Genomic DNA, 16185 nt, shown 5'->3' with positions numbered 1-16185 from the left:
ATCAAGGAGCCCGTCGAACGTTCGCCGCGTTCGGCGGGTTTCGCTTTTCAGAACCGCCCTCATCCTGGGAAATCAAAGCGGCGAAACCAATACCGAGGCTGTATACGCAGGGGGTATCGTCCGGCATATGACAGGTCCACAACCCTGGATAGAGGGGCGTCTTCGTGCCGCATGGCTGCGCAAAGACTGGCCGGTCATTTTCCGTACTTATCGGAACATTCTCGGCATTTCGCAAGCGCGACTCGGACAGCTCATCGACATGCCACAGCCCCATATTTCAGCAGTTGAGAACGGCCACAGACGGATCATGGACGCCGATCTCATTCAGCGGATCGCAGAGGGGTTGCAAGTGCCGGAAGAACTGGGCGGGGCACACCGTCCCGAAATGTCCAAATGGTCGCCTGACCCGGAACTGCGCGAAAGGATCTCCCGAGCGCACACCACCGGCCGTGCCGACGTGCGCATCGCTGACTGGATAGCACATGTGCTGACCGAACATCGCAGGGCAGAGGATGCGGTGGGTGGCAGGGAGCTATGGCCCGTGGTTCGCTCCCAACTCGACACGGTCACGCGCCTATTGCCGGGCACCTCTGGGCCTGTGGCGGATCGGCTGTTGATCCTCGCAGCCGAGCATGCCCACTGGCTGTCATGGGTGGCTCATCGGGAAGGACACGCGGGGCCTGCTCTGGCCTGGCTCGACCTCGCCCACGGATGGGCTGTGGACGCCGGATCAGCCGACATGGCAGCGTGGGTGACCAGGGTTCGGAGCTACTACATGCTCAAGCACAGCGACCCTAAACGCGCCTACAGGATCGCCAAAGTGGCCTGCCAAGAGGCGATCGGCGCATCCCCCACCACGGCGTCGATTACGGCGCATCAGGCGAGTCTGGCATCGGCAGCCGTGGGCGAGCGCGACGAATCCCGCCGCCTCGCTGATCAGGCCTATGAACTGGCTCTACGCACCCCCGATGAGCAGGACCGACCGAACTGGCTGTACTGGCTGGACCCTGTACGGGCACGCCTGCACAAGGCCAATGCCGCCTACGCGGTGCGAGACTGGCACGTGGCCGCCGAAGGCTTCCGGGCGACGCTGCCCAAGTTGACCGGCTATCCTCGCGACCTGGCGGTCTATGCGGCGCGGATGCAGGACGCGGCGAAACGCGTCTAGCGTGCTGGCTCGGTGTTGATGATGAGCACGTCTTGCTCGCTGGAATTCTCCTTGATGACCTTGGGCATCTGACCGACGCTCGGCCCCATCGTCGTCTTCCTGCCCGCTATCTCGGCCGACCGTGCGAGAGGCGCGACCAAAGTACCCAGCGATGAGGGACTTCTGGTTGGACAGGCCGATACGCCCACTCCCGAGCCAGCAAGATCTATACGAGCGCGTCAGGGCCGTGTTCAACGAGCCACCGACCTTCGGCTCTCCGAGGCGACAAGGTAGCCATGTCCCCCAGTGTGGGCGCAGGCGCCGGGCGAGGACCTTCAAGAGCGGCAGACGCATGCGCCGGGTAGGGGTCTCAGCGGCGGCGGGCGCGGGAGGCGGCGGCGTGGGCGCGGTTGGCGCAGCGGGTCGAGCAGAACTGGCGCTTGCCCGGACGGCTGTGGTCCACGAAGGCGTCCTTGCAGGGGTCGGCCGCGCAGAGGCGCAGGCGTTCCCAGTCGCCCGAGGCGGCGAGGTCGAGGAGCTCGGCGACGGATCGGACGGCGAGCCGTTCGGCCAGGTCGGCGCCCCGCGGTGCGGTGAGCCGCTGTCGTGGCGCCCCGTCCGACTCCTCCACCACCACCCGTATCGGCAACTCGCCCACCCACTGCGCCAGGGCGCGCGTCCGATCGGGAGGGTCGCAGGACAGCACGGCACGCAGCCGCTCCCGGACCGCCCGCACCGCTCGCAGGTCATCAACGCCCGACTCGCCACCCTCCCCCAGCTCGCCGTGCACCCCCAGCTCACCGTGTTCGCCCAGCTCACCGTGTTCGCCCAGCTCAAGGCAGAAGCGGTGGAGGGCCTCAGCGTCTGGCAGGCGCTCGGGATCGTCCAGGTACTCGTCCAACGTGTTGGCCAGATCCAGCGCCACAAGACCCGTTTCAGCGAACTGGCGCATCCATCCCCCCTCTGTTACCGTCACGACTATGACCACAATAACCCCTGACAGACACCTGACGGTCCTCGACGCCCCGTCCAATCTCGGCCTGCGCCCGCTCGCCCCCGACACCATCCCCGGCTGCTACAAAGCCCCCTGGGCGCTGCGGAACGCGGGGCTCGTGCAGCGGCTCGGCGCCGCCGACGCGGGGTCGCTCGTGCCGCCCCGCTACGTCGCCACGTGGGAGCCCGGGAGCGGCGTGCGCAACGGCCGAGCCATCGCCGCCTACGCCCGCAGGCTGGCCGACAAGGTGACCGGCATCCGGGCGGCGGGAGGGTTCCCGGTGCTGCTCGGCGGTGACTGCTCGATCCTGCTCGGCCCCGCCCTCGCCCTGCGCAGAAGCGGGCGGTACGGGGTGGCGTACCTGGACGCGCACGCCGACTTCCGGCACCTGGGCAACAGCCCGCACGTGGGAGCGGCGGCCGGGGAGGACCTGGCCCTGATCACCGGGCGCGGTGACGACTACCTGGCGGATATCGACGGGCTACGGCCGTACGTCAGGGACGAGGACGTGATCGTGCTCGGGGTCCGGGACGCGGAGGATCTGCGGGACATCGCGGACAGCGGCATCGCCCACCTCCCCGGCACCGACATCTCCCTCGACGACGCGAGCAAGGTGCTGGTGCGTGACGAGCTCGACGGGTTCTGGATCCACGTGGACGCCGACGTGCTCGACCCGTCCGTGCTGCCCGCCGTGGACTCCCCCACCCCGGGCGGGCTCGACGCCGCGCAGCTCACTGAGCTGATCCGCGGGCTGGCGCGACTGCCGGGAGCCGCCGGACTGGAGGTGACGATCCTCGACCCCGACCTGGACGAGGACGGCAGCCAGGCCGCCCTGCTGGCGGACATCCTCGTGTCGGCGCTGACCTGACGAATGCTGAGCTAACGGATGCTGAGCTAACGGATCACGTAGCCGCTCGTGCTGGAGTGGCCGGCCTCGTTCGTGGCGGTGATCGAGGTCCAAGGGCCCGTGGGTACGTACGGGACCCACGCCGACTCCAGCCGCCCCCGCGCGTACCACTCCTGCTTGACCACCGCCCCCTGCGGGTCGAAGCGGAGCGTTCCGCCGCGCAGGTTGTAGCCCTCGACGAGGATGCCGGGCCGCCCGTTCATCTCCTTGCGGGTGGCGCCGACGATGATCGGCTGCCGCCACCCGTTCACGATGTCGTCGGCCAGCGAGGGGGTGTCGTAGCGGGCCTGGCAGGTGAAGAACGGGTCCCACCCATAAGAGATGATTTTTCCGGCGTGGGTCCCCGCCGCCATCACCTGCGAGTCGATCCGGCTCTTCGTGGTACGCCCGCGCAACGGCAGCGGATCGACCCGCCCGCACTCCCCGTCCACCGGCGTCGGCTCGAACCCCTCCACGTTCACCCACAGCTCCACCCCGGACGGCACCCGCCGCGCCGCGGCCTCGATGTAGTCCCGCGTGGACCCGTAGTACGCCCGCGCATTGCTCACATCCCCGACAACCGGCGCCAATCGCGGAGCGACGAGCGCCTCCTCCTCATGAACCCCGTACACCGGCACCTTCCCCGTCCCCCGCCCGTCCTGCACGGCGACGGCCATGGGTGCCCCGGCCCGGGTCGCGGCGATGTCCGCCAGCCCCTTCTCCACCTGCCCGGGCGGGAAGCCGCGCCCCCTCCGGGCGTCGATGTACGGGCTGACCACGATCTTCTTCCCGGGCAGGGCCGCGGCGACGACCGCGTGCTGGGCCGCGTACAGCCCGATGATCGGATCCTTCGGCCCCCGCCCCCGCATGGCCAGCTCGAACGACTGGTAGACCCCGCCGAACGCCGCCGACCTCCCGAACCGCTCCCGGTAGTCGGCCAGCACCCGCGCGGTGAAGGCGTTCAGCGCGGGGATGTGCGCGGCGTCGGGCTCCCACGGCTTGCCCTCCTGCTGGGGCGCGGCGGGCAGCCCGGGGAACACCGTCATCCCGTACGCGGCCGCCTCGGTCATCAGGTTGCCGAGCCCGTCGCCGTCCGTGGAGATGAGCACGAGATCCTGGACGGGCTCCGCGCAGGACCCGGCCAGCGAGACCCGGTAGAAGATCCGGCCCCGGCTCTCGATCCGCCGGTCCAGCCCCGGGCAGCGCAGCAGCCCTTTCCCGAACTCCTCGCTGGTCACGTACGTGTAGACGTGACGGACCCCGGGCACCTCGGCGCACGGCCGCCCGTCCACGAGGCAGTCGGCGAAGACGGGATCCTCGCGTGCGCTGAACCTCGGCCCGAACGTGATGAGCGTGTCACCGCCGATCGCGTGGACGGCCTCGACCATGCGCCGCGTCACGCACGGATCGGCCCGGGGGATGACCCAGTAGCCGGTGACGGCGTACGGGGCGACGACCCGGGTGTCGCGGGACTGGCACTCCTCCACCTCGGAGCCGTGGGGCACGACCAGACTCCCCACCAAGGCGACCGCCACGACCAGCCACAGGATGATCCGGTGCACCCACGCCCCTTCCACGCCACCCCAAGCCTACGCATCCGGCGCGCCGTGCACGTGCCGCGGCGTGACCTCCGGCACCTGATCACGGACAATGACATCGTGCGCATCGATCTCAGCGGCAAGACCGCGCTGGTCACCGGCTCGACCCAGGGCATCGGGGCGGCCATCGCCGAGGGGCTGGCGCTGGCCGGGGCCCGCGTCGGGATCAACGGCCGCACCGAGAGTTCCGTCGCGATGGCGATGGAGCAGATCGGCGTCGGCGACCTGATCGAGGCGCCCGGCGACGTGACCTCGGACGAGGGCTGCGCGGCGGTGCTGGAGGCGCTGCCGCGGGTGGACATTCTGGTCAACAACCTGGGGATCTTCGGGGCCAGGGACGCGCTCGAGATCGACGACGCCGAGTGGCGGCGCTATTTCGAGGTCAACGTGCTGGCCGCGATCCGGCTCACCCGTACGTACCTGCCGGGCATGATCGAGCGCGGCTGGGGCCGGATCCAGTACATCGCCAGCGACTCCGCCGTGGTCATCCCCGTCGAGATGATCCACTACGGCATGACCAAGACCGCGCTGCTGGGCGTCTCCCGGGGCTTCGCCAAGGCGGCGGCGGGCACGGGGGTGACGGTCAACTCGGTCATCGCCGGTCCGACGCACACCGGGGGCGTGGAGGAGTTCGTCTACCAGCTCGTGGACAAGGACCTGCCGTGGGATGAGGCGCAGCGAACGTTCATGCGGGAGCACCGTCCGCAGTCGCTGCTGCAGCGCCTGATCGAGCCCGAGGAGATCGCCAACATGGTCGTCTACCTCAGCTCGCCCTTCGCCTCCGCGACCACGGGTGGCGCGGTGCGGGTGGACGGCGGCTACGTGGACTCGATCCTGCCCTGAATCAGTACGACTGCAGCTCGATGAGGTTGCCTTCCGGGTCGCGAAGGTGCGCGGTCCGCAGGGTGGGCGCCCAGTCGGGGCGGTCCTGGGGCGGGGCGACGACCGTGGCGCCGTGGCGGGCCAGGCAGGCGGCGGCCGCGTCGACGTCGTCCACCTTCATGACCAGCATCGCCGTGTCCTGAGCCGCCTGAGGCAGGTCCGCGGTGCCGACGGCGGCCGCGAGCCGGTCCCGGCCGAACAGGACCAGCCCGGCCTCCCCCTCGATGTCCCAGTTGGCGTATCCGGGCAGAACCTTCACCGGCTCGACGCCGAGCAGCTCGCGCAGCACGGCCTGGTAGAAGGCGGCACTGGCCGGGAAGTCACGCACCAGCAGGCGGGGGTAGAGCGCGTCCATCGGGGGCCTCCAGCGAGAAATAGTTGGTAACTACCAATTATTGGTGACAACCTACACTAAGGGGATGGACCTGCCGCCCACCCTGCTCGCGATCACGACCTTCGTCCTGCACAAGGTCGGGGTGGGGAGCCGCCGCACCGTGGCGGCCCGGCTGGCGGACGAGACCGGGCTGAGCCTGTGGCAGTTCGCCGTGCTGGCCACGCTGTCGGACTTCGGGCCCGCCGCCCAGCGCGAGGTCGGCGGCCGGCTGGGGCTCGATCCGAGCGACATGGTGCGCCTGATGGACGAGCTGATCGGCGCGGGGCTGGCCGAGCGCGACCGCGACCCGGCCGACCGGCGGCGCTACCGGGTCTCGCTGACGCCCGCGGGCCGCGACGCGCTGGAGCGGGGGCAGACCCTGGTGGAGCGCGTGGAACGGGAGACGCTGACACCGCTGACGGCGGACGAGCGGGAGCGACTCCACGAGCTGATCACGAAGATCTTCACCGGTTGAACAACCTGCCGATGAGCAGGGAAAAAGCCGCCGGAGTGATAGGCCGGGCCGTTCACGGCTGCCCCGACATCGAATCGTGATTACTCATCCGTCACATTCTGCACAGCAACACCACATGCCCTCTTTGCACACAGTTACAGATCATGTTAGATGGAGGCGAGCAGAGAGGACCGGCACAGTGACGCTGATTCTCGATGGCGTCTTCGTACGGCAGCGCGGGGAGACCTGGCTTGACGACGTTCGCCTGGAATTATCCAACGGAATGACCACACTCGTCGGCCCGATGACCGCGGGAAAAACGACATTGATGCGCGTCGCCGCCGGACTGTTACCGCCGGATTCGGGCCGCGTCGTGGTCGACGGAAAAGATGTCACCGCGATTTCGGTGCGGAAACGCTCGGTCGCCTTCGTCTATCAGCAATTCATCAATTACCCGTCGCTGACCGTCTACGAGAACATCGCCTCTCCCCTCCGCCTCGACCCGAAGTTCCGGGGCGCGGGGATCGACCGCCGGGTGCGCGAGGTCGCCGAGCTCATGGGCATCGCGGGGCTGCTCGACCGCCGCCCCGCCGAGCTGTCGGGCGGCCAGCAGCAGCGCACCGCCATCGCCCGAGCGCTGGCCCGCCCCGTGGACCTGCTGCTGCTCGACGAGCCCCTGGCCAATCTCGACTTCAAGCTCCGCGAACAGTTACGCGCCGACCTGAAGACCATGTTCGCCGACTCCCCCGGCGTGGTCCTCTACTCCACGGCCGACCCGAACGAGGCGCTGACGTTCGCCGCCCCGACCGTGGTCCTGGGCGAGGGCAGGATCCAGCACGTCGGCGACGTGGCCGAGATGTACGCGCACCCGCCGACGCTGGCCGTGGCCGCCACGCTCAGCGATCCCCCGCTCAACCTGCTGCCCGGCGTCGTACGCGACGGCCGGATCGAGGTTCTGGGCACGTCGTTCCCCGCGCCCCGCGCGCACGCGTCGGGCCGCGAGGTCATGCTCGGCATCCGCCCCCACCAGGTGAGCATCCAGCGCGCCGGCCCCGGGGCGCTGGAGCTGCCCGCCGAGATCAGGCTGGCCGAGGTGACCGGCAGCGCGACGTTCGTGCACCTGCTCCTGCAGGGGAGCGTCCACCTGGTCGCGCACCTGCCGGGCACCCAGCTGTTCACGCCCGGCGAGTCCGCGGTCGCGTACGTGGACCCGGCCCACGTCTTCGTCTTCGACGAGGACGGCGGGCGCCTGCTCGCCACCAGCGCCGCGGAGGTCGACCTGCATGGCTGACATCCGCCTGGAAGGCGTGGGCCACAGCTACGACGGCGGCGAGACCTGGGCGCTCAAGCCGATGACCTGGACCTGGCAGAGCTCCAGGGCGTACGCGCTGCTCGGCCCGAGCGGCTGCGGCAAGACCACACTCCTGAACATCATCTCCGGCCTGCTCACCCCCACGGTGGGCCGGATCTTCTTCGACGACCGCGACGTCACCGACGTGCCCACCTCGGGCCGCAACATCGCGCAGGTCTTCCAGTTCCCGGTCCTGTACGAGGAGATGTCGGTCTACGACAACCTCGCCTTCCCCCTCCGGAACCGGAAATATCCGAAGAAGGAGATCGACGAGCGGGTCCGCCAGGTCTCCCGGCTCCTCGGCCTCGACCAGGTGCTCGGCCGCAGGTCGCGGCGCCTGGACGCGGGCCGCCAGCAGATCGTCAGCCTGGGCCGTGGCCTGGTGCGCTCCCAGGTGGCGGCGGTGCTGCTGGACGAACCGCTCACCGTGGTCGATCCGGCGCTGAAGTGGACGCTGCGCAGCAAGCTCAAGGAGATCCACCGCGACACCGGCCACACGCTCGTCTACGTCACGCACGACCAGACGGAGGCGCTGACGTTCGCCGACGAGGTCGTGGTGCTCAAGGACGGGGCGATCGTGCAGGCGGGCGAGCCGGCCGAGCTGTTCCTGTCGCCGGCGCACGAGTTCGTGGGGCACTTCATCGGCTCGCCCGGCATGAACATGCTCCCGGCCGAGATCGTCGGCGACGTCGTACGCGTCGGCCAGGCGGACGTGGGCCTGGCCGACGGGGAGCTGCCGCCGGGGCCGGTCAGGATCGGGGTGCGCCCCGAGTTCGTCGAGATCATCGGCGCGGGCCGGTCGCCGGGCGTGGCGGCCACGGTGACCGGGATCGACCGGATGGGCGCGTACGACCTGGTCCACACCAGGGTCGGCGAGCATCCGCTGATCGCCAGGACCGAGGCGGGCTCGCCCTACCGGCCCGACTCGGTCGAGTTCCTCCACTTCCCCGCGGACCGGACGTTCCTGTTCCGGGACGAGGTCAGGTGCGGCTCCCTCGCGCCCTTGAACGGAAGGGGTACGGCGTGACCGAGGTCCAGGAGGAGCCGCGGGCCGCGGATCTGAAGCGCAAGGACAACCGGGCCTGGTGGCTGGTGCTGCCCGTGGTCGTGTCGGTGGCGTTCACCGCCGTGATCCCGCTGATGACCGTGGTCAACTTCTCCGTGCAGGACGTCTTCAACCCCAATGACCGCATCTTCGTGGGCCTGGACTGGTTCCGCTCGATCTCGCGCGACCCGGAGGTGCGCTCGGCGTTCGTGCGGACCCTGCTGTTCTCGGCGCAGGTGTTGCTGCTGGAGATCCCGCTCGGGGTGGCGCTCGCGGTGGTGATGCCGCGCCGCGGCGTCTGGGTGTCGGTGGCGCTGGTGCTGGTCGCGCTGCCGCTGCTCATCCCGTGGAACGTGGTGGGCACGATCTGGCAGATCTTCGCCCGCGGCGACATCGGGCTGGGCGGCTGGACGATCAACAACGTCCTCGGGATCAACTTCAACTACACGCTGGACTCCACGGACGCCTGGATCACGGTCCTGGTCATGGACGTCTGGCACTGGACGCCGCTGGTGGCGCTGCTGGCCTACGCGGGCCTGCGCTCCATCCCGGAGCCGTACTTCCAGGCCGCGCAGATCGACGGCGCGTCGGCGTGGGCCACGTTCCGGCACATCCAGCTGCCCAGGCTGCGCGGGGTGCTGACGATCGCGATCCTGCTCAGGTTCATGGACAGCTTCATGATCTACACCGAGCCGTTCGTGGTGACGGGCGGCGGCCCGGGGAACGCCACCTCGTTCCTCAGCATCCTGCTGTCGAAGATCGCGGTCGGGCAGTTCGACCTGGGCCCGGCGGGCGCGTTCTCGCTGCTCTACTTCCTGATCGTGCAGATCCTCTGCTACGTCTTCTTCACCGTGCTGACCAGGTCGGGGAGGTGACCCGATGGCCAGGCGAACCGAACGGCGGCTGCCCTGGGCACGGACGGTCTTCTGGCTGTACGTGGCCACGCTGATGCTGCCGCTGCTGTGGATGTTCGGCATGTCGATCCGGCCGAACGAGGACATCCTCGGCAGTTTCTCGCTCATCCCGCAGCGCGTGACGTTCGACAACTACGCCACTTTCTTCACGGACTCCTCCTGGTATTCGAGCTATCTGAACTCCATCATCTACACCTCGATGAACGCGGTGATGTCGCTCGTCGTAGCGCTGCCGGCGGCGTACGCGTTCTCGCGGTTCCGTTTCGCCGGGGACAAGCACCTGTTCTTCTGGCTCCTGACGAACCGCATGGCGCCGCCGGCGGTGTTCCTGCTGCCGTTCTTCCAGATTTACCAGAGTGTCGGCCTTTTCGACACGCACCTCGGCGTCGCCATCGCGCACATGCTGTTCAACGTGCCGCTCGCCGTGTGGATACTCGAGGGCTTCATGTCGGGAATTCCCCGGGAAATCGACGAGACCGCGGCGATCGACGGCTATTCGCTGCCGCGTTTCTTCATCCGCATATTCCTGCCGATGATCCGGTCCGCGATCGGCGTGACGCTGTTCTTCTGCTTCATGTTCAGCTGGGTCGAGCTGCTGATCGCCAGGACGATCACCTCGGTGAACGCCAAACCGATAGCCGCCACGATGACGCGGACGGTGAGCGCGGCGGGCGTGGACTGGGGGCTGCTGGCGACGGCGGGCGTGCTCACCATCGTCCCCGGCGCGATCGTCATCTGGTTCGTCCGGAACTACATAGCCAAGGGATTCACCATGGGGAGGGTCTAGGGATGCTGGAGTGGATGGTCTGGACCGTCCCGACGGCGCTGGTGTTCGCCGGGCTCGCCCTGCTGCTGGTCGTCATGGCGGTCTGGGCCCGCATCTCGCCTCCCGTGGCCAGGCGCGGCTTCCTGCGCATCGAGACCGACCGTGGCGACCGGCTCTACATCGGCCTGATCAGCGCGGCCGTCGTGCTGGCCGGCTGGATAGCTGTCACCGACCTGTCCATGTGGCTCGCACTCGGGTGCGCGCTGCTGGTGGCGGTCGTGATCGGGATATGGGGCTAACAGAGGAGGAGCCGAGCGATGAGGCATCGGGCAGGCAGGTCCGCGGCGGTAGGTCTGGCCGCGCTCGTCCTGGTAGTGGCCGGCTGCACGCAGGGCGCGAAGAAGCCCACGAGTGATTTCAAGGAGTCCGACGGCAAGGCCGCGGCGCAGCGGTGGGTGACGGAGGAGTTCACGCCGAGCACCCTGTCCAAGGACCAGCAGCTGGCGGAGATGGACTGGTTCATCAAGGCCGCGGCGCCGTACCGGGGCATGCAGATCAACGTGGTCTCCGAGACGATCACCACCCACGAGTACGAGTCGCAGACACTGGCCAAGGCGTTCACCGAGATCACCGGGATCAAGATCAAGCACGATCTGATCCAGGAGGGTGACGTCATCGAGAAGCTGCAGACCCAGATCCAGGGCAACCAGAACATCTACGACGCGTACGTCAACGACTCCGACCTCATCGGCACCCACTCGCGCGGCGACTACGTCTTCCCTCTGTCCGACTACATGGCGGGCGAGGGCAAGAACGTCACCTCGCCCACGCTCGACCTGGACGACTTCATCGGCATCAGCTTCACCACCGGCCCGGACAAGAAGATCTACCAGCTCCCCGACCAGCAGTTCGCGAACCTCTACTGGTTCCGCTACGACTGGTTCACCGACCCGGAGATCAAGAAGCAGTTCAAGGCCGCGTACGGCTACGACCTCGGCGTCCCGGTCAACTGGGCGGCCTACGAGGACATCGCCGAATTCTTCACCAGCAAGGTCAACGGCAACGGGACCATCGACGGCAAGAAGGTCTACGGCCACATGGACTACGGCAGGAAGGACCCGTCGCTGGGCTGGCGCTTCACCGACGCCTGGCTGTCCATGGCGGGCAACGGCGACCCCGGCATCCCCAACGGCCTGCCGGTGGACGAATGGGGCATCAGAGTCGAGAACTGCCGCCCGGTCGGCTCGTCGGTCACCCGCGGCGGCGACGTGAACGGCCCCGCGGCGGTCTACGCGCTCACCAAGTACGTGGACTGGCTGAAGAAGTACGCGCCCAGAGAGGCCGCGGGCATGAACTTCAGCGAGGCGGGCCCGGTCCCGGCGCAGGGCAACATCGCCCAGCAGATCTTCTGGTACACCTCGTTCACGGCCGACATGACCAAGCCGGGCCTGCCGGTCGTCAACGGCGACGGCACGCCCAAGTGGCGCATCGCGCCGAGCCCGCACGGCGCCTACTGGAAGCAGGGCAACAAGCTCGGCTACCAGGACGCCGGCTCGTGGACGCTGCTGAGGAACACCCCGCAGGACCGCCGGGCCGCGGCCTGGCTGTACGCGCAGTTCGTCACGTCGAAGTCGGTGTCGCTGAAGAAGTCGATCAAGGGTCTGACGTTCATCCGCGACTCCGACATCCGCAGCGACTTCTTCTCCGAGAACTCCAAGAAGTACGGCGGGCTCATCGAGTTCTACGCCTCGCCGGCCCGCAAGCAGTGGACCCCGACCGGGACGAACGTCCCCGACTATCCCAAGCTCGCCCAGCTGTGGTGGCAGAACGTGGCCACCGCGGTGACCGGTGAGACGACCGCCCAGCAGTCGATGGACAACCTGGCCAAGCAGCAGGACGACATCCTGGCCCGGCTGGAGCGGCGCGGCTACGGCGGCAACTGCGCGCCGAAGCTGAACCCGGAGCGGCCCGCCCAATACTGGCTCGACCAGCCGGGCGCGCCCGCGCCGAAGCTGGCCGACGAGCGGGGCAAGCCGGAGACGCTCGACTACGACAAGCTCATCGCCACGTGGAAGTCGGGTAACTAGCCCCCGTTCAGGAGCGCCGCCGCCCGGGGGCAGGTCCCGGGCGGCGGCGGTTCTCCTAGGCCTTCAACCGCTGAGCCAGCCAGTCGAAGGCCTGCTCCTGCCTGGTCACGTCGAAGCTGTGGGGCACGTCTGCCCACACCGCCTCGTAGGCGTCAGGAGCCTCGCGATAACGTTCCTCGATCATGGTGTGCGCCCGGCGCATGCCCGGCTCGGGGAAGAGCCTGTCGCGCAGGGCGTACTGGACCATGAGCGGCTCGGGCGCGCGGGCGGCCACCAGGTCGGGCCAGTCGCCCAGGCGCGGCAGCCCCGGCGGCCAGAGCATCCAGGTGTGCTTCTCGACGTACCCGTCGATCATGTCGCGGAAGGACGAGACCATCGCGGCGACCACGACGGCCCGCATCTCAGGGTCGAACGCGCCGAGCAGCGCGGCTCGCAGGCCGCCTCCGGAGAGCCCGACGCATCCGACGGTGCTCACGTCGGGCCTCGACCGGAGGTACGCCGCCGCGGCCAGGTCCTCGCCCGCCGCCACGCCCGCGAAGGACGTGCCGAGCGCGGCGCAGTACTTGGCGACCACGTGCTCGTGGTCCTTGGCCGCCGCGTCGTAAGGGCCGGGCTCGTCGACGCCGAGCGGGAAACGGCGGCTGCCCCAGGTGAGCACGTCGGGGGCCAGCACCACGAAGCCGCGCCGGGCGAGCTCGTTCGCGTACGCGCGACCGCCGTAGAGCAGCTCGCGGACCCGCCGCACCTCGGGGGAAGGTTGAGAGGGACCGTCGGCGACCTTCTCCTTGCCCACCCACTTCATCCCGCCGTGGCAGTGCAGCGCCACCACCCCGGGCAGCGGCCCGGCCGCGTCCCTGGGGCGCAGGAGGTACGCGTGGGTGCGCGGCCCGAAGCCCACCGACCAGGAGAGCTCGTCCCCGGCGAGGTCCCCGTCCGTCCACGAGCGCTCCACCCGCACGTCGGCGGCGGTCAGGTCGAGCACCCCCATCGCGGCGCGCGCAGCCTGCCGCAGCTCGGGCCCCGGGAGAGAGGGGTACGGCCCGAGCTGCGCGGCGGCGACCTCGGCCAGCTCAGCGAACACGCGTGCCGTCGTCCACCAGGTGCACCGGCTCGCCGGTCGCGGCCGACACGTTGGCCGCGTGGCCGGTCAGCACGCTGCGGATCCCGTCGCGGTAGCCGGCCTGCCGGGCCAGCGGGTCGTCGCCGGGGCCGCGGAAGACGTCGTTCAGCAGCAGCCGGTCGCCGCCGCCGTGCCCGCCGGCGCCGCTCTCGATCGGCACCTCCTCCGCCTCGCTCCAGTGGCGGTGCAGGGTGAGCTTCTCCCAGGCGTCGGCCTTGTGCTGCTTGGAGGCGGCGCTCGGGTCGATGGCCGCGTGCGGCGGGGTCCAGGCCCGCTCGACGACCTCCAGCTCCAGCCGTCCGGCCGTGCCGTTGAAGGCCACCCGGTAGCCCTCGGCGGGCGCGTAGGCGTTCAGCGCGTAGGTGAGCACGGCGCCGTTGGTGTAGCGGACCATCACCGACATGGTGTCGTCGATGGTGATCCCGTCGCCGAAGACGTCCTGGTCGCGGAGGTAGCCGTCCTCGTGCTCGGCGTCCAGGTAGAGCCGCTTGAGCCGGGGGTCCTTGGAGATGTCCAGGATGAACGGGTCCGTACCGAGGCCGGGAGCGCCCTGGCCCCGCACCGGGCGGCCGGTCACGCCGCGCTCGCGGGCGTTCTCCGAGCCGTAGAAGCGCAGGTCGGCCTGGGCGAAGACGGTCTGCGGGGCGGCGGCCAGCCACCAGTTGACCAGGTCGAAGTGGTGGGTGGACTTGTGGACGAGCAGCCCGCCCGAGTTGACCCGCTCGCGGTGCCAGCGGCGAAAGTAGTCGGCGCCGTGGATGGTGTCGAGCGTCCACTCGAAGTGCACCGACGTCACCCGGCCGATCGCGCCCTCCTGCAGCAGGCGGCGAACGGCCGAGTTACGCGGCGAGTAGCGGTAGTTGAACGTGACGATCAGCTTGCCGCTGCTGCGCTCGGCCGCCTCGGCGATGGCCGCGCAGCCCTCGGCGTCGACGGTCAGCGGCTTCTCCACGATGACGTCGCGCCCGGCGTCGAGCGCCGCGCACACGTACCTGGCGTGGGTGGCGTCGACGGTGGTGACAATGACCGCGTCGGCGAGCTCGAGCACCTTGTCGAACTCATCTGGCGTGAAGCGCGGCACCTCGTGACCGATCCGCTCGGCGTAGTAGTCCATGCGGGTCCGGTTCGTGTCGCACAGGGCGACGATGGTGCCGGCGTCGCGCCACTCCCCGAGCAGCGCGTCGACATACATCTGCGCGCGGTGCCCGAGCCCGACGAACGCGTACTTCATGTCTCTCCTTTAGCCTGCGATCGAGGCGTTGGCCTCGGTGATGAACTTCTGCGCGGCGTCGTCGGGGGTCATCCTGCCGAACAGGACCTCCTCGGAGTAGCGCGTGAGGATGTCTTCCATGGCGCTGGCGCCCTTCGGCGGAGCGGCCGGCGGGTCGGCCAGCTCACCCTTGACCTTGTCGAGGAAGTCCAGCGTCTTCTTGTCCGTGGGCGGCAGCTTGTCCTTGACCGCCGCCAGCACCTTGGAGCTGGCCGGCAGGCCGCGGTCGCTGAGGATGATCCCGCCCACCTCAGGGTCGTTGATCATGAAGTCGATGAACTTGGCGGCCTCGGCCGCGTGCTCGGACTTCGACGAGGCGGTGTAGAACATCGCGGGCTGCAGGAACATGCCGCCGGTGGTGGCGCCCGGCAGCTTCGGCATCCGGAGCAGGTCCACGTCCTTGCCCGACTTCTTGGCGATGCCGCCGAGCTGGTTGCTCCACCACATGCCCATCCCGCCGGCGCCGGTGGCCAGCAGCGACTGGTCCACGCTCTGGGCGCCGATCTCGGCGGTCTTGGCGGCGTCGGGCGAACCCTTGGTCTTGATCAGGTTCTGGGCGGTGGCCCACCAGGCCTTGATCGTCTCCGGAGAGACGCCGATCTTGTTGCCGTTGTAGAAGGGCTCGCCCTTCTGCGCGGCGAAGATCTGGAGGTAGGCCGGGTTGAAGCTCTGCTGCGTGCCGTAGATCTTGCCGCCGCTCTTCTCGGTGATCTTCGACGCCAGGGCGACGTAGTCGTCCCAGGTCCACTTGGTGTCGTCGGGGAGCTTCTGCCCCGCGGCCTCCACCTCGGCCGGGCTGACGACCAGGGAGAAGGCGTTGACCCCGGTGGGGATGGCGAACTGCTTGCCGTCGATGGCGCCGGTGGTCAGTACCTTGGCGTCGATGTCGGCGGTGTTGACCTTGCTGGCCAGGTCGGCCAGCGTGCCGCGGTCGGCGTACTCGCGCAGGCCGCGGATCTCGAGGGTCATGACGTCGGGCGCGTCGTTGGCCGCGACCTTCGTGGACAGCGACTCGTAGTAGGCGGCGAAGTCGGAGAACTCGCCCTCGACGTCGATGTTCGGGTTCTTGGCCTCGAACTTCTTGATCGCCTCTTCGGTCATCTGCTGCCGCGCGGCGCTACCCCAGTAGGAGAAGCGCAGCTTGACCTTGCCATCGGCGCTTTCGCCGCCGCTGCCGCTGCCGCAGGCCGCGGTGACCGCCAGCATCGCGGTGGCGAGCAATGCCGCCGACCACACCTTCTTGCCAGAGCTCACGGCTCTACCTCCTAGGGGTTTTCATCTTGTTGGGGGGTGGACGG

16 protein-coding genes are annotated in these 16185 nt (G+C 69.0%); 10 read left to right on the top strand and 6 right to left on the bottom strand.

What is annotated here, in order from left to right:
- Positions 1–127: 127 nt before the first annotated feature.
- Entirely contained in the window at positions 128–1168 is a 1041-nt protein-coding gene (locus tag ACIBI9_RS14730; protein ID WP_397222528.1) for a helix-turn-helix domain-containing protein, read from the top strand.
- 349 nt (positions 1169–1517) lie between these two features.
- Here ACIBI9_RS14730 and ACIBI9_RS14725 read toward each other — a convergent pair whose 3' ends face one another.
- The gene (locus ACIBI9_RS14725; protein ID WP_397222526.1) at positions 1518–2099 is read right to left on the bottom strand and encodes a CGNR zinc finger domain-containing protein; all 582 of its coding nucleotides are present in this window, start codon (positions 2097–2099) and stop codon (positions 1518–1520) included.
- 28 nt (positions 2100–2127) lie between these two features.
- Here ACIBI9_RS14725 and ACIBI9_RS14720 point away from each other — a divergent pair, with 28 nt between their 5' ends.
- Positions 2128–3009 carry an arginase family protein gene (locus ACIBI9_RS14720; RefSeq protein ID WP_397222525.1) on the top strand — a complete coding sequence of 294 codons (882 nt, stop codon included), beginning with the start codon at positions 2128–2130 and terminating at the stop codon, positions 3007–3009.
- A 26-nt stretch (positions 3010–3035) separates the two neighbouring features.
- On the opposite strand, the gene ACIBI9_RS14715 is transcribed toward ACIBI9_RS14720, so the two are convergent.
- Positions 3036–4589 carry a DUF4434 domain-containing protein gene (locus tag ACIBI9_RS14715; RefSeq protein ID WP_397222524.1) on the bottom strand — a complete coding sequence of 518 codons (1554 nt, stop codon included), beginning with the start codon at positions 4587–4589 and terminating at the stop codon, positions 3036–3038.
- Positions 4590–4685: 96 nt separating this feature from the next.
- Here ACIBI9_RS14715 and ACIBI9_RS14710 point away from each other — a divergent pair, with 96 nt between their 5' ends.
- A complete protein-coding gene (locus tag ACIBI9_RS14710) occupies positions 4686–5468 on the top strand; it encodes an SDR family NAD(P)-dependent oxidoreductase (RefSeq protein ID WP_397222523.1) in 783 nt (260 codons plus the stop codon).
- Between the two features lies 1 nt (position 5469).
- Here ACIBI9_RS14710 and ACIBI9_RS14705 read toward each other — a convergent pair whose 3' ends face one another.
- Entirely contained in the window at positions 5470–5862 is a 393-nt protein-coding gene (locus tag ACIBI9_RS14705) for a VOC family protein (RefSeq protein WP_397222522.1), read from the bottom strand.
- Positions 5863–5905: 43 nt separating this feature from the next.
- Between ACIBI9_RS14705 and ACIBI9_RS14700 the strand changes: the two genes are divergently transcribed.
- The 7 genes from ACIBI9_RS14700 to ACIBI9_RS14670 all read left to right on the top strand — a co-directional run bounded on the left by ACIBI9_RS14700 (position 5906) and on the right by ACIBI9_RS14670 (position 12497).
- Positions 5906–6355 (top strand): MarR family winged helix-turn-helix transcriptional regulator, encoded by a 450-nt coding sequence (locus tag ACIBI9_RS14700; protein WP_397222521.1) that lies wholly within the window; start codon positions 5906–5908, stop codon positions 6353–6355.
- A gap of 115 nt (positions 6356–6470) precedes the next feature.
- Positions 6471–7625, top strand: coding sequence for an ABC transporter ATP-binding protein (locus tag ACIBI9_RS14695; protein ID WP_397222520.1), 1155 nt, complete (start codon positions 6471–6473; stop codon positions 7623–7625).
- Positions 7618–8712 carry an ABC transporter ATP-binding protein gene (locus ACIBI9_RS14690; protein WP_397222519.1) on the top strand — a complete coding sequence of 365 codons (1095 nt, stop codon included), beginning with the start codon at positions 7618–7620 and terminating at the stop codon, positions 8710–8712. Before ACIBI9_RS14695 ends, ACIBI9_RS14690 begins: the two co-directional genes overlap by 8 nt.
- Complete coding sequence (locus ACIBI9_RS14685; RefSeq protein WP_397222518.1) at positions 8709–9605, top strand: carbohydrate ABC transporter permease; 897 nt, start codon at positions 8709–8711, stop codon at positions 9603–9605. The genes ACIBI9_RS14690 and ACIBI9_RS14685 overlap by 4 nt, the downstream gene beginning before the upstream one ends.
- A gap of 73 nt (positions 9606–9678) precedes the next feature.
- The gene (locus ACIBI9_RS14680) at positions 9679–10431 is read left to right on the top strand and encodes a carbohydrate ABC transporter permease (RefSeq protein WP_397222517.1); all 753 of its coding nucleotides are present in this window, start codon (positions 9679–9681) and stop codon (positions 10429–10431) included.
- 2 nt (positions 10432–10433) lie between these two features.
- The gene (locus tag ACIBI9_RS14675) at positions 10434–10709 is read left to right on the top strand and encodes a DUF2160 family membrane protein (RefSeq protein ID WP_349450651.1); all 276 of its coding nucleotides are present in this window, start codon (positions 10434–10436) and stop codon (positions 10707–10709) included.
- An 18-nt stretch (positions 10710–10727) separates the two neighbouring features.
- Positions 10728–12497, top strand: a complete 1770-nt coding sequence (locus ACIBI9_RS14670) for an ABC transporter substrate-binding protein (RefSeq protein ID WP_397222516.1) — start codon at positions 10728–10730, stop codon at positions 12495–12497.
- A 55-nt stretch (positions 12498–12552) separates the two neighbouring features.
- On the opposite strand, the gene ACIBI9_RS14665 is transcribed toward ACIBI9_RS14670, so the two are convergent.
- The 3 genes from ACIBI9_RS14665 to ACIBI9_RS14655 are packed head-to-tail and all read right to left on the bottom strand — an operon-like array spanning position 12553 to position 16141.
- Positions 12553–13578: an alpha/beta hydrolase family protein gene (locus tag ACIBI9_RS14665; protein ID WP_397222515.1), complete on the bottom strand. Its 1026-nt coding sequence runs from the start codon at positions 13576–13578 to the stop codon at positions 12553–12555.
- Complete coding sequence (locus tag ACIBI9_RS14660; protein ID WP_397222514.1) at positions 13568–14848, bottom strand: Gfo/Idh/MocA family protein; 1281 nt, start codon at positions 14846–14848, stop codon at positions 13568–13570. The genes ACIBI9_RS14665 and ACIBI9_RS14660 overlap by 11 nt, the downstream gene beginning before the upstream one ends.
- Before the next feature lie 9 nt (positions 14849–14857).
- The gene (locus tag ACIBI9_RS14655) at positions 14858–16141 is read right to left on the bottom strand and encodes an ABC transporter substrate-binding protein (RefSeq protein WP_397222513.1); all 1284 of its coding nucleotides are present in this window, start codon (positions 16139–16141) and stop codon (positions 14858–14860) included.
- Positions 16142–16185: the final 44 nt, after the last annotated feature.

The sequence above is a fragment of the Nonomuraea sp. NPDC050451 genome, from assembly GCF_044458585.1.
The sequence above is the reverse complement of the archived record's forward strand: the minus strand, read 5'-3'. Positions and strand labels throughout refer to the sequence as shown.

What these genes read in the sequence shown, in the direction of transcription:
- ACIBI9_RS14730 (WP_397222528.1), top strand. Translation starts at nt 128, where the DNA reads ATGACAGGTCCACAACCCTGGATAGAGGGGCGTCTTCGTGCCGCATGG.
- ACIBI9_RS14725 (WP_397222526.1), bottom strand. Translation starts at nt 2,099, where the DNA reads ATGCGCCAGTTCGCTGAAACGGGTCTTGTGGCGCTGGATCTGGCCAAC.
- ACIBI9_RS14720 (WP_397222525.1), top strand. Translation starts at nt 2,128, where the DNA reads ATGACCACAATAACCCCTGACAGACACCTGACGGTCCTCGACGCCCCG.
- ACIBI9_RS14705 (WP_397222522.1), bottom strand. Translation starts at nt 5,862, where the DNA reads ATGGACGCGCTCTACCCCCGCCTGCTGGTGCGTGACTTCCCGGCCAGT.
- ACIBI9_RS14695 (WP_397222520.1), top strand. Translation starts at nt 6,471, where the DNA reads ATGCCCTCTTTGCACACAGTTACAGATCATGTTAGATGGAGGCGAGCA.
- ACIBI9_RS14690 (WP_397222519.1), top strand. Translation starts at nt 7,618, where the DNA reads ATGGCTGACATCCGCCTGGAAGGCGTGGGCCACAGCTACGACGGCGGC.
- ACIBI9_RS14680 (WP_397222517.1), top strand. Translation starts at nt 9,679, where the DNA reads ATGCTGCCGCTGCTGTGGATGTTCGGCATGTCGATCCGGCCGAACGAG.
- ACIBI9_RS14675 (WP_349450651.1), top strand. Translation starts at nt 10,434, where the DNA reads ATGCTGGAGTGGATGGTCTGGACCGTCCCGACGGCGCTGGTGTTCGCC.
- ACIBI9_RS14670 (WP_397222516.1), top strand. Translation starts at nt 10,728, where the DNA reads ATGAGGCATCGGGCAGGCAGGTCCGCGGCGGTAGGTCTGGCCGCGCTC.
- ACIBI9_RS14660 (WP_397222514.1), bottom strand. Translation starts at nt 14,848, where the DNA reads ATGAAGTACGCGTTCGTCGGGCTCGGGCACCGCGCGCAGATGTATGTC.